This window comes from Bacillus sp. AL-1R, assembly GCF_052180195.1.
Taxonomy (GTDB): domain Bacteria; phylum Bacillota; class Bacilli; order Bacillales; family Bacillaceae_G; genus Gottfriedia.
Genome location: NZ_CP197469.1, coordinates 626,613 through 639,228, shown reverse-complemented (window position 1 = coordinate 639,228; position 12,616 = coordinate 626,613). Strand labels below are relative to the sequence as shown.

10 protein-coding genes are annotated in these 12,616 nt (G+C 34.2%); 4 read left to right on the top strand and 6 right to left on the bottom strand.

Annotated features, from left to right (window positions below; genetic code table 11):
• Nucleotides 1-64 precede the first annotated feature (64 nt).
• Together ACSBO6_RS03030 and ACSBO6_RS03025 are read right to left on the bottom strand one after the other, a co-directional pair.
• Entirely contained in the window at nt 65-604 is a 540-nt protein-coding gene (locus ACSBO6_RS03030; RefSeq protein WP_098848494.1) for a DUF2179 domain-containing protein, read from the bottom strand.
• A 281-nt stretch (nt 605-885) separates the two neighbouring features.
• On the bottom strand, nt 886-1,509 hold the full coding sequence (locus ACSBO6_RS03025; RefSeq protein WP_142339258.1) for a TetR/AcrR family transcriptional regulator: 624 nt from the start codon (nt 1,507-1,509) through the stop codon (nt 886-888).
• A 118-nt stretch (nt 1,510-1,627) separates the two neighbouring features.
• Between ACSBO6_RS03025 and ACSBO6_RS03020 the strand changes: the two genes are divergently transcribed.
• Nucleotides 1,628-3,868 (top strand): MMPL family transporter, encoded by a 2,241-nt coding sequence (locus tag ACSBO6_RS03020; RefSeq protein ID WP_098848493.1) that lies wholly within the window; start codon nt 1,628-1,630, stop codon nt 3,866-3,868.
• Between the two features lie 500 nt (nt 3,869-4,368).
• On the opposite strand, the gene ACSBO6_RS03015 is transcribed toward ACSBO6_RS03020, so the two are convergent.
• Nucleotides 4,369-4,821, bottom strand: coding sequence for a MarR family winged helix-turn-helix transcriptional regulator (locus tag ACSBO6_RS03015; RefSeq protein ID WP_098848492.1), 453 nt, complete (start codon nt 4,819-4,821; stop codon nt 4,369-4,371).
• Between the two features lie 125 nt (nt 4,822-4,946).
• On the opposite strand from ACSBO6_RS03015, the gene ACSBO6_RS03010 reads away from it, so the two are divergent.
• The 3 genes from ACSBO6_RS03010 (at nt 4,947) to ACSBO6_RS03000 (ending at nt 6,249) form a co-directional block, all read left to right on the top strand.
• Nucleotides 4,947-5,384 (top strand): GNAT family N-acetyltransferase, encoded by a 438-nt coding sequence (locus ACSBO6_RS03010; protein ID WP_483295217.1) that lies wholly within the window; start codon nt 4,947-4,949, stop codon nt 5,382-5,384.
• Nucleotides 5,381-6,046, top strand: coding sequence for a YczE/YyaS/YitT family protein (locus tag ACSBO6_RS03005; protein WP_098848490.1), 666 nt, complete (start codon nt 5,381-5,383; stop codon nt 6,044-6,046). Before ACSBO6_RS03010 ends, ACSBO6_RS03005 begins: the two co-directional genes overlap by 4 nt.
• A gap of 68 nt (nt 6,047-6,114) precedes the next feature.
• On the top strand, nt 6,115-6,249 hold the full coding sequence (locus ACSBO6_RS03000; RefSeq protein ID WP_056467807.1) for a hypothetical protein: 135 nt from the start codon (nt 6,115-6,117) through the stop codon (nt 6,247-6,249).
• Nucleotides 6,250-6,313: 64 nt separating this feature from the next.
• Here ACSBO6_RS03000 and ACSBO6_RS02995 read toward each other — a convergent pair whose 3' ends face one another.
• The 3 genes from ACSBO6_RS02995 to ACSBO6_RS02985 all read right to left on the bottom strand — a co-directional run bounded on the left by ACSBO6_RS02995 (nt 6,314) and on the right by ACSBO6_RS02985 (nt 12,540).
• Nucleotides 6,314-7,123 carry a putative protein N(5)-glutamine methyltransferase gene (locus ACSBO6_RS02995; RefSeq protein WP_498844126.1) on the bottom strand — a complete coding sequence of 270 codons (810 nt, stop codon included), beginning with the start codon at nt 7,121-7,123 and terminating at the stop codon, nt 6,314-6,316.
• A gap of 266 nt (nt 7,124-7,389) precedes the next feature.
• A complete protein-coding gene (locus ACSBO6_RS02990) occupies nt 7,390-7,848 on the bottom strand; it encodes an SRPBCC family protein (RefSeq protein ID WP_498844125.1) in 459 nt (152 codons plus the stop codon).
• A 498-nt stretch (nt 7,849-8,346) separates the two neighbouring features.
• Nucleotides 8,347-12,540 carry a S8 family serine peptidase gene (locus tag ACSBO6_RS02985; protein ID WP_498844124.1) on the bottom strand — a complete coding sequence of 1,398 codons (4,194 nt, stop codon included), beginning with the start codon at nt 12,538-12,540 and terminating at the stop codon, nt 8,347-8,349.
• Between the last annotated feature and the right edge of the window lie 76 nt (nt 12,541-12,616).

Genomic DNA, 12,616 nt, shown 5'->3' with positions numbered 1-12,616 from the left:
ATTAATTAAAAAAATCAGAGAAACATTATTCAGTTTCTCTGATTTTTTAATTACTTTGTATTGTCTATAAAACGTTTGATTTTTTATGTTTAGCTTTCTTCATCGCTTTTAATAAAAATCCACCTTTAAACCTTCTTGCTTCATACGAAATAATAAAGGCGCTAGGTTCATATTGTTCAATCAGATCCATTAGTTCAGGTTCTCTATTACGTTTTGTCAATATATCCAATTGATATCGCTCGCTGTCCCTTCCTTCACCTTGGAACACAGTCACTCCGAATCCTTCCTCGCGAAGTCGGTTAATTAGCATTTTATTTTTGTTTGTCAAATTAACTACTAGCGTCGTGTAACCAATTGCTAAGCGGTTTTCTACATAACTGCCAATTAGAATACCGATCCCAAATCCGACAGCATAAACAACCATTGATACAGAACTTTGGTCTCCGGAAAAAACAAGCGATAATCCAAATACATAAATAATCGCTTCTAAAAATCCAAAAAGCGCAGCAGACACACTCAAACCTTTTACTAGGAAAATAGTTCGTAATGTTAAGACCGGAACATAAATCAATTGCAGCAATAAAATAAGTATAATATCTTTCAATATTGACACCTCAATATTCTAATTTTTGGACAGCAATTCTAGATATATAATTTATTTCATTCTAAGCCTTGCTTTTAAACTTTACCTTAAGGTATCAAAATGAAAGCCTAGTAGAAAATTGATGCGTTACAAAATATATTTTTTCGTATTATTTACCAATTGTAATACTTAATTCAATTTGTTCAGTTAATTTCCTGCTGATCTTAATTAATGTAAAAATAAACACAACCTATTATTTAACACACAAAAAAGAAGACCTACTATAAAAAGTAAATCTTCTTTTATCTTTTGCCCATTATTCCATTCCAAAAGAATTCCATGATTTGTTCTGCCATTTCATCTATTGTAGAAAAAATTGACTTTTGATCTGTATCCTTATAATTTCCAATTGATAGAATGGCAATGAACAATTGGGTATAGAATTTTGGATTCCCTTTAGGTATTTCTCCATTCTCGATAGCCGTTGCCATTGCTTTCTCGATTACGTTATACATCATTTCTTCCGCTTTATTCATCTGTTGTAATTGCTCATCTGATAATGAGACTTTCGCTTCTTTCGTAAAAGTTTTTAAATCAATTTCAAAAGTTGCTTTTAAATGGACTTTAACCATTTCGTTGAGATTTGCTTTTAAAGATGTATCTTTTGATAAAATCTGGGCCATTCGATCACTTATTCGAAGCATCATTTGAACCATTGCATCCGTAAAGAGATCTGCTTTTGTTGGATAATAATAATAAACCGTTGCTTTGGTCACACCACACTTCTTAGCTACGTCATCCATTGAAACTAATTGATATCCGTTTTGAAGAAACAATTGGATTGCATTTTCAACGATTGTTGTTTTTGTAGGCTTTTTTTTTGAATCTTGCGGTGGTCTTCCAAGAGACCGTTTCATTTTTTCCAATTTGCTTCTCTCCTAACCTTTTAATTCCACTTCATTATAGCATAATAAAATTCCTTGAATAATTAACTAACTAGTATATATAATTAAATTAATACATTATACTTGAGGTGAATTCTATATGAAACAACACCCCTTTCATTCTTGGGGCAAATTTGTAAGTAGTAAACATACAAGATGGCTAACATTGTTGGTGTGGGTATTATTAACGGTTGTATTATCATTTTCATTTCCATCTGTAAACGAGGTAGAAAATAATGCTGCAGATAACTTACCGAAACAATCCATGTCACAAAAAGCAGATCAGCTCATAAAAAAAGAATTTCCAACTGATTCCGGAAACCCTTTATTAATTGTTTGGAACCGTAAAGACGGACTAAATGAGGACGATTACAAAGTTATTCAAACTGTTTACAAAGAACTTCGAAATAATCCATTAAAAAATCAATTAACATCACCATCATATGATTTGATGCCGATCCAGGCAATTAAACAAAGTTCTTCGGAAGATGGTACAACAATTATTACACCCGTCCTTTTTGACAAAAAAGCGGATGATAAAGTACTACAAAAAAATATCAACATACTAGAAAAACAAATTAAAAATAATACTGGTGATGACCCAGTAAAACGAAAATTAACAGAATCAGGTCTAAAAGTTCGCTTTTCTGGCCCGGTTGGTATTCAAACAGACGCTGTAAGTTTATTTAAACAAGCCGATGTTAAACTATTATTATCAACCGTAGCACTTGTATTAGTTTTCTTAATCCTTTTATATCGTTCACCTATTATGGCGATTGTACCGCTAATAGTCGTTGGTTTCGCGTATGGAATGGTAAACCCAATATTAGGTTTCTTAGGTGATAAAGGTATTATAACGGTGGATTCTCAAGCCGTTTCGATTATGACAGTTTTATTATTTGGTGCAGGTACTGATTATTGTTTATTTTTAATATCTAGATATCGTGAATATTTACTTATAGAAGAAAACAAATATAAAGCACTTCAGCTCGCGATTAAAGAATCTAGTGGGGCCATTTCAATGAGTGCTTTAACAGTCGTTATCGGATTAGGTACTCTCTTATTAGCTCAATATGGTGCATTCCATCGTTTTGCAGTACCATTTAGTTTGGCAGTCTTAATTATAGGGATTGCTGCAATCACAATCCTACCTGCTCTACTTTCTATATTTGGTAGAGTATCATTTTTTCCTTTCATTCCAAGAACAGAGGCAATGGAATCATTAAGAGCTAAGAAAAAAGGAAAATCTATTAAGAAATCAAAAACGAAAGTAACGTTTAGTCAAAAAATTGGCAAACTAGTTACTCATAAACCTTGGACAATTATACTAGTCTCTATTATTTTCTTAGGAGGGCTAGCTCTATACGTACCTCGAGTGCAATACACAAACGATTTACTTCAATCATTTCCTAAAGATATGCCTTCAAGAGAAGGGTTTGATTTAATATCTGACCACTATTCATCAGGTTTATTAGCACCTGTTAAAGTAATCATCGATACAGAAAATAAACCGATTCCTGTAAAAAAAGAATTAGAATCACTTTCGTTCGTAAAAGATGTGTCTGAACCTATTACAGGTAAAGAAAATAAAAAATTACAATTATATGAAGTTTCTCTAGTTGATAACCCTTATTCTATTAAAGGATTAGAGCGAATCCCTCAAATCGAAAAGAAAATTAAGAAACTATTAAACGAATATGATATACAAAAAGTCGATAAGCATTATTGGATTGGTGGAGAAACAGTAACGAATTTGGATACAAAAAATATTACTGAGCGTGATCAAGCCGTTATCATTCCAGTAATGGTTGGATTAATTGCATTATTACTGTTAACTTATTTACGTTCCTTAACAGCGATGATTTACTTAATTCTAACCGTTATCTTATCTTATCTTTCAGCATTAGGTGCTGGTTGGTTAATACTTCACTATGGATTTGGAGCTAGCGCAATACAAGGTTCGATTCCTTTATATTCCTTTGTATTTTTAGTAGCATTGGGTGAAGATTACAATATATTCATGGTTTCCGAAATATGGAAAAATAAAAAGAAACAAACCCACCGCGAAGCAGTTGCAAATGGCGTCGCAAAAACTGGGTCTGTTATTTCATCTGCTGGAATAATTTTGGCTGGTACATTCCTAGTGTTAGCAACACTACCAATTCAAGTATTAGTTCAGTTTGGTATTGTTACATGTATCGGGGTATTAATTGATACATTCATTGTTCGTCCACTTTTAGTACCAGCAATTACGACCGTATTAGGCAGATTTGCATATTGGCCAGGTGAACTTTCGAAAAAAGACTATGATTCGAAACTAGAACCGCAAATAGAAAAATAAACATAATAAAAACACCACAATGCATTCTATACAGAAATGATGCGCTGTGGTGTTTTTCATTGGAACAACCATTAAAAATTACTTATTAGTTTGATTAAGCTGTCTTATCATCAGATTAATTAATTGATAAAGTCCGAATATCCCTAAATAAGATCCAGAAATTATAAAATAAATATTAAGAAATACCGCATGAATATTTGTCATAAAAACAACATCATGTTTTATAATTTCATAAATTGATATTGCTGAAATCCCCCCTAAAACTACGTAAGAAATGATGGCGATCAAATTAAAGATTGTGTTAAATAGTCGATTAAACCTAGCTAATCCATTCATAATAATAGGAAAAAAAATAATTGAACAAAATATGAAAGTTTTCAAGTGATTTCCTTGCTCCATTTTATGATAGAATATGATAATTTTATTCTTTACAAATTTAGTTTAACTATCCTAATCGAGAGCTCTTTTCGTCATTTTAATATGTCTCTTCTCATATCTAATCAATAATTTCTCTTATTTCCCTTTTTTACAAAATCCCAGTCTTTTTCTACATTTTTCCTTACCTTTTGAAGAAGAGTAAAAATGGTTTCAACTTCTATTTCGGACAATCCCTCTAGTGCAACGATATTAGAATAATCGTTTTCTCTTTTTATAAATGGATAAACTTTTTCCCCTTTTTCTGTTACATAGAGTTTTTTAATTTTTTTGTTCTCTTTATCCTCTTTCTTTTCAATAAATCCATTCGTTTCAAGTTTTTTTATAGCACGTGCAGCTGTAGTTCGATCTACCTTTATCATTTCAGCCAATTTTTCCTGAATGATTCCTGGATTTTCAGCTATTCGCACTAGATATAAATACTGCCCTTTTGTCAGGTCATGCTCTTTAAATTCTATATTACTGATCGAATCTAGTGCCCTTGCGATCATTCCAATTTCCCGAAGAATTTCCTTCATCATTAACTCCTTAGCATTATTTTTGTTGTAAATGCAATAAAACTGATATATATTGAATTTAACTTATTTTTGTTGCATTTGCAACAAAACGATAAAATCAATTAAAAAAGGGACTGATAAAAATGGTGAATACAAAAAAGATAACGAATGAAGAACAACTAAAAATAGCATTTGCAATAAGGAAAGATATATTTGTGAAAGAACAAGGTGTACCTTTAGAAGATGAATTTGATCAATACGATAAATTAAGTAGTGATTGCGAACACATATTAGTTCATTACAATGAACAACCGGCCGGAACAGGAAGAATTAGGTTTGTGGATGGTGTCGGTAAATTAGAAAGAATCTGCGTCCTTGAGTCTTTCCGAAAATATGGTCTCGGCAAAAGCATTATTAAAGCTCTAGAAGAAATCGCAGAAGAACATGGAGCTTCACAAGTAAAATTACATGGTCAAACACATGCAGAAGGTTTTTACAAAAAACTCGGCTATCGTACTTCCTCTGATGTCTTTATAGAAGATGGAATCCCTCATATTCTAATGTTAAAAGAAATAATGAAATGATAAAGTCATTAATTAAAACGAAATATGTTTTTTACGTATTAGGAATCTTAATACTAACCTTAGGTATTTCAATCAATATACAATCTAACCTTGGTACTTCACCTTTTGATGCGCTTTTAGTTGGCCTATCCAAAAATGTCGGGCTAACTGTAGGAAGTTGGGAAATAATCATTGCTTTACTACTAATCTGTATAAATTCTTTATTAAAAAGACAAAGACCTGAATTGTTAGGATTAGTAACTGCCTTTATTACGGGGTTCGGTATTGATATATGGCTTTATTTATTACACAATATACTAACACCTGAAATTTGGTATAGCAAAACAGCTTGTTATAGTTTCGGTTTAGTTATTTCTGGACTCGGAACGGCCACCTATTTACACACAAACTTTGCACCAATTCCAGTGGACCGATTAACATTAATCCTACAAGAATTAACTAGAACAACGATCTTTTTTTCAAAAACAGTCATTTATCTTATTTTCCTAATTGCTGCATTCATTTCAAATGGACCAATCGGCATTGGTACAATCCTAACCGTTTGTTTTGGTGGGTTAGTACTTAATTACTTTATGCCACTTACAAAAAAATTTTTAGACAGGGTATCATCTAACACTCGTACCCCTTCTAACTTTGAAAATGAGAAAAATCTTTCTATATAGATGTACTAGACGACTTTTACTCATAAATCTACCCTCTTTGAGAAACACTATCCATGGAGGTGAAGCACATGAGTAAAAAATCATCTGGAAGAGGACAAAAAGCTCCAAGTGTTAATCCACAAGGATACGGAAAAGACGTTGAATTTTCAACTGAGCCACAAAGTGAACTACAGAATTTAGCAAAAAAGTCGAACAAAAAATAAAGTTTGCTACTAAAAACAACCAGAGTAACCCAAACAGGCTACACTGGTTGTTTTTTAATTCATTCTATAATGAGGGTTTTGTACCAATTACAACTGTGGCATCCAATTCATTATTATGTATTAACCTGGCTATTAAGCCATATTGAGAAAAAATTTTAACTGTTTGAGGAGCCTGAATTTTGCTCGTCTCTATTAATAAATGCCCCCCTGAAGCTAACCAGAAAGACGCATTTTCTGCTACCTTTCGATGAATATCATTTCCATCCTTACCACCATCCAGTGCCAGGTTTGGCTCATAAAGACGTGCCTCCTGAGGGAGAGACTTTATTGCCTCAGTTGGGACATATGGTGCGTTCGCCACTATAATATCAACATTCCCAAGTAATTGAGGTGGCAATGGATTATAAAGGTCACCTTCATATACTAGACCACCTAGTTTAGAAACATTGCACTTGGCACACTGGACTGCAATAGGATCAATATCGACCACATACAACGAAACCAACCCCACTGCCTTGGCAATCGCTACACCCACTGCACCAGTACCACAACAAAGATCAACCACTTTGACACCAGGAACAGATAAGTCAATAGCCTTTTGAGTAAGAAACTCCGTCCGACGGCGAGGAACGAAGACACCTGGGACTACTTCAATCCTATTACCATAAAACTCCGCCCAACCTAGGATGTATTCTAACGGTGAGCCAGTTACTCGAAGATTTACCATTGTTAAAAGTTCTTTCAAAGTTTCAGCTTCTGAAATAAGAAGCTGAGCCTCTTCTTCTGCAAAAACGCAACCGGCGTTCCTAAGTTGCTCAATTATACTATCTTTACTTTGCTCACTACTATAAATTTCATTTTGCTTTACTATCATTACCACCCAATCTTTGTATAGGTTATTATTGGGAGTTCGTTAAATAATTTAAAATACCTTCTTTCAACTTGAATGGCAATAGTTGGAGATGGTCTTTTCTACCACTTTTAAATGTACAGTGAACATTTATAAAAACAAAAAAAACAGAATTACCCCGTCATCGAGATATTCCCTTCTATTCACTTACTTATCTTTTCATCTATCATTTAGTCCATTGTCTAACTCAGTATATATTACATTATTTGTTGTAAAACGGTTGTACGTCATTAAGACATACTTACCAAATTTTTTTCAAGGCGGTCCATAGTCTGTTCAGCTCCTGGAACAGCATATGTTTTTACCTTATCAAATACAGTAACCTCTTCATCAAATCTTGAACGATATGTATGTTTGGTCATACCATCAAGTTCCTCAAAGATTGCTGTTGCGAGAAAATGTAGAAATACATCATGTTTAATGACGATTCTTTCATGTAGAACGACTTCGACTATGATGTTAGTGTTTGGAAAATCAACACCATCAGGGCTGTGCATGATAAACTCCCATATCCCCCCTGGTTTCATCTCAAACTTTTGAAAAGTCGACGTAAATCCATTAGGACCCCACCACTTTGATAAGTGCTCCTCATTCGTCCAAACTTCAAACACTGGTTCACGAGGAGCATCAAATATGCGAGTGATGACAATCTCGTTTTCACCTACATGAGTTGCATTATTTTGGTCCACGTCCTTCCCTCCTATTATTCAATAAAATTAAGTTTATCCGTAATCATTACAGTGTTATTCAACATATAAACGGATAATCACTTTTTAGATTGACAATCGATCAACCGATTTTGTATATGTATTTTTTAATGATATTGACTTATACCTTTGTTTTATTAGACCTTATAATAAAATACAGTCTCAGTAATAAAGACAATTGTCATAATAGCTAAAAAAGATGTCCCCAACATTGTGATCATCTTTTCATACTTGGTATTCGTAAATCTGATAGTAAAATAAACAGTAATTGCAGTAACAAAAATTAAAATTAAACCAGGTAATACAACTTTCATATTAAACTCCATAAAAATGGTTTCCGATAAAATTTCTACTTTCTATTATATGGTAAAGTGACAAGATTTTATTTTTGCAAAAAAGCATCGTTTTCAAATTATTTTAATAATGAAATAAAAAAAAGACTCCGATATCATATCGGAGCCGATTAATGTCTTACTTCTATTAATTTATTCCTAACGCACTCTTAACACTTTCTAATGTCTGTGATTTATATTTCTTTTTAGGTGTTGGTGCATAGTTAATTGTTGGATTTTGCATTAAGTAGTTTTCCTCTACAAATGCCATATCTTTTTCATCAACTACACCGTCAAAGTTAATATCTGCAGCACGTTTATTTGTTCCCCAGTAAGTTTGTAAGAAAAGTGCGTCCTTTACGTCGATGACATCATCTTTATTTACATCACCTGCATAAGCTGGTTGTAATCCATATAGGTAAAGGTTTTGATGAATCACATTGCCATCTTCATCATGGAATCCAATTGTAAAGTTTTTGTGGACCGTAAAATGTCCTGGGATATCCATTTTTAGCTCAAACTCATCATCCGTTAATGGTAAGTTTGGAATTTGGAATGTTGAGTAAGAATCGTTTTTCCCCTCGTACACAGTGCCATCTGAACCTGTTGCTGTTATTTTTATTCCCAGCTTAGAATAATCAAGCGTAGTTGAACCTAGTGGTTGACCATTTGGAGCCAAGAAAGCTTCTGCATATTTGTTACCACGAAGTAACGAATATGTTGGATCCATGAATGCTATGACTGGATTTCCAGCCTGAACAGCCGTTGTCGCGTTATTACTATCTATAACCGACACACTAAATAATCCACTTAATCCTTCATACATGACAGGATAAGCTGTGTACTCATTACTCATCTTAAACGCTGCATCCGCAAGTTTTAAATCACCTGATAATGGAACTACTCCATCTTTTGTTTTGATTGTAACCGTCGTAACATAATTAGCTGCTCCTGCAGCAACTGGATTATCCGATACTATCATGTCTACCTTGTCAGCCACACTAGGATCTAGTGTAATATTCATATTTGCAACGTTTGCATAATGATAAAATTTATAAACCACTTGTTTTACATCTTTTGCTTTATTTAGCATGATAGTCGCATGAGTTGTTTGACCCATTTTTGCTGTACGATCTTGAGGGTTTAAATACCCATACGTTACGTCATCACGTGTGACAAAGACATTTTTAGCACCGACAAATGTTTTATTCGTTGCCGCATCAACCGCATAGAAATTAAGTTCCATCGCTCTTGTTGTTGTTGGAATTGTTACAGAGAATGTACCATCAGCATTTACTGGTACTGCTGTATCTCGTCCACCTAAAGTATCTTTATAATACACTTTAGTACTACCTTGGTTATAGTTCATGCCAAGCTTTTGCATTTCTTCTGTCTCTTTATCATAAACAGAACCAGTGAATGTGACGCTAGATTGACCGTTTTTATATTCAACAATATCTGGTGAATTTACTTTTAATTTAGGAGCCGTGTTATCAAAATAAATTGGTGCTTCTTGAGAAAAAGTTTTTCCCGCATCATTTGTACCAATTATTTTAATCTTGTAATAACCTGGTTTCGCCATATCTGAAATGTACTCGAATGGTTGATCATCATTACCTGTTGGCTTATAGTATTGACCATTGAATACATTATTTACTGTATAGGTAATATTTTCATTCATTCCTAGTCCATCCATTGTACCGATATAACCTAACTCTTTACCAGTCTTACCATCTTCAAGAACAGCGTCGAATGTACGCATATGTGATTTAAGACTCATTAATGCATTTGTGTACACTAATTGACCAGGAATCGCATAATCAAATACTTGCGTAATTGCTTGTGGCGTAAACGAAATCGGATTGATTCCTTCTTCGACTGTTTTAATCGCGAAAGGTACTTGGAATGTTTCTTCTGGATTATCATGATTTGTATACGTTACAAAACCTTCATAAATCCCTAATTTTGCTGATTTTGGTACTGTAATTGCGACAGTTGATTTCTTTTTCGCATTTGCACCAACTTTAATTGACTTATCTGTTACAACCATTACACCATTGTCATCAGCATTTAATGAACCACGACGGTCAGCTTGATAGCTTACTTTCACATCATATGTTTTTGCTTTATTACTATTGTTATAAATATTGACTGAACGTTGGTCACTTAAATTTTGACCAGCTGGTGCAAACACACCAAATGCAAGTGCTCCAGTTAAATCTTTTACTGTTTTAAAATTTCCTTTTTTATCGACAGAACCCTTCGTTTCATCTACTACTTCAATTCTCGTATGTGAATGAATTGCTTCATAAGGATCAACTTGTCCTGCACCCGATTCAAATACACTATAATCCCCATTTAATGGGTCAGCTGTATTCATTAATGTTTCTTTAATTTCGGCTGGAGTTATGTTTGGATTTACTTGTTTTAGTAAGGCTGCTACACCAGCTACATTTGGTGATGCCATTGATGTACCTGATAAGTTGTCATATGCATAATCATATTTACCAATTTGATCTGCACCGTGCATATAGGATGGTACTGTTGAGAATACCGCTACACCTGGAGCTGTTACTTCAGGCTTAATATCATATGTGATACGAGCTGGACCACGTGAACTGAATGATGCTAATTTACCGCCTTCATCCGTTAATTTTCCTACTTCGTCAAATGAGAACGTTGGCGTACCTGTACCAAGTTTAGCAATTAAGTCATTGCCTTGCTCATATGACATTGAGAAAGTAGGAATCATTCCATAACCTCCACCTAAGTACGATGGAATATAACCTTCTCCAGCTATATTGTTAACCATTAGGACTGCTGCTGCACCATGTTTTTGCGCAATGGTAATTTTATCAATCAGTGCATTTAATCCTCGTTTTACGAGTACAATCTTACCTGTCACATCGATATTTTTATAATCAGTATCTGCACCGTAATTCGGTACTAAAACGATTGGTAAATTTTTACCTTTTAAACTATCAACATTATCGTTTAGGCCTTTACCTAATAATTTTAAATTAGCAGCAACATCAGACGTTCCATGTAATGTCCCTTTTGATGTGGCAACTTCCGTCTTTGTATCATTTGCTCCAACTGTTATGCCTAATGCTCCTGCTCCAGGTGCACCTAACGTATACATGTTACTACCTGAGTTACCAGCTGATACAACCGCCGTTACACCAGATAATACTGCATTATTCACCGCAAGACTTTCAACATTTAGCGGATCATTTACACTTGCACCAAGTGATAGATTAATCACATCCATGCCATCAGAGATCGCCTTATCAATACCGCCTAAAACAGCTTCAGTGTTACCTGAACCAAATTTTCCTAACACACGGTATACATATAAATCTGCTTCTGGAGCAACACCTGTTACCGCATAATCTGTATTGTTTTTACCACGACCAGCGATAATTCCAGATACATGTGTTCCATGCTCCGTGTAGAAAGTTGATCCTGTTAATGGATCCTTTTCTCCTAAGCCTGATTTTTTCCAATCATCATAAGTTGTTTCCATTGGGTCTGCATCATTGTCTACAAAGTCCCAACCCTTTACTGAGCTAGGGCTAATTGATTTTGGATCAACACCAGACTGAGCGCGATACCCTTTATATGCATCCGTTAAATCTGGGTGATTATAATCAATACCTGTATCAATTACCCCAACTTTAACACCTTTACCTGTGTATCCTTCTGCGTGCAATTTGCTAACACCAGGGAATACTTCTGTTTCCATTTTTTTTGTCGTATCTTTCGTATCATTCGTTCCTTTTGTTGCTTGTGGTGGCTCAACTTGAATCTTATTATTTGGCCATACTGCTTTAACAACCTTAGAGTTTAGTAGAGAATTAACTTTGTTAGCTGGTAAGTCAATCGCCACTCCATTTAATGTATTTTTGTAAGTACGTTTAATTTTATAAAGATTCTTATTTTCTTTTAAATCATCTTTAAAAATTGCTTGCAAATCAGTTTTAAACGTTTCTTGAGCATCGGCTGCATTTTGCTCTGCATCGTCAAGAGATAAGCTGTTACCATCTACAGCTTCTTCTAATACGGCTACTTTTGCAGGCTGCTCCTTAAATTCAACGATTACTGATAGATTTTTAGAACTCTGTAAATCGACTGAAGAAGGTAGCTGTAATCCTTCTTGACTAGTAACCTCTAATTTCTTTAAAGCCTGACGTTGTTCCGGCGTCAGCTTTGCTAACACTTCTTCTATTGAAGATTGTGCTGCAGCCTTTACAATTGGCTGATGATGAGTTACTGGAAATGCATTGAATAATACCCCAGTACTTAACGTCAAAACTGCTGTACTTTTGATTAAACGCTTCATCTGTTGTCTCCCCCATTTTAATTTTTTCTCTTTCAAAATGATTATACGGAGAATTTGCAGTTTGCAGATTTTGACA

Coding starts and splice junctions, on each gene's coding strand:
- ACSBO6_RS03020 (WP_098848493.1), top strand. CDS start 1,628: ATGAAACAACACCCCTTTCATTCTTGGGGCAAATTTGTAAGTAGTAAA.
- ACSBO6_RS03015 (WP_098848492.1), bottom strand. CDS start 4,821: ATGAAGGAAATTCTTCGGGAAATTGGAATGATCGCAAGGGCACTAGAT.
- ACSBO6_RS03005 (WP_098848490.1), top strand. CDS start 5,381: ATGATAAAGTCATTAATTAAAACGAAATATGTTTTTTACGTATTAGGA.
- ACSBO6_RS03000 (WP_056467807.1), top strand. CDS start 6,115: ATGAGTAAAAAATCATCTGGAAGAGGACAAAAAGCTCCAAGTGTTAAT.
- ACSBO6_RS02995 (WP_498844126.1), bottom strand. CDS start 7,123: ATGATAGTAAAGCAAAATGAAATTTATAGTAGTGAGCAAAGTAAAGAT.
- ACSBO6_RS02985 (WP_498844124.1), bottom strand. CDS start 12,540: ATGAAGCGTTTAATCAAAAGTACAGCAGTTTTGACGTTAAGTACTGGG.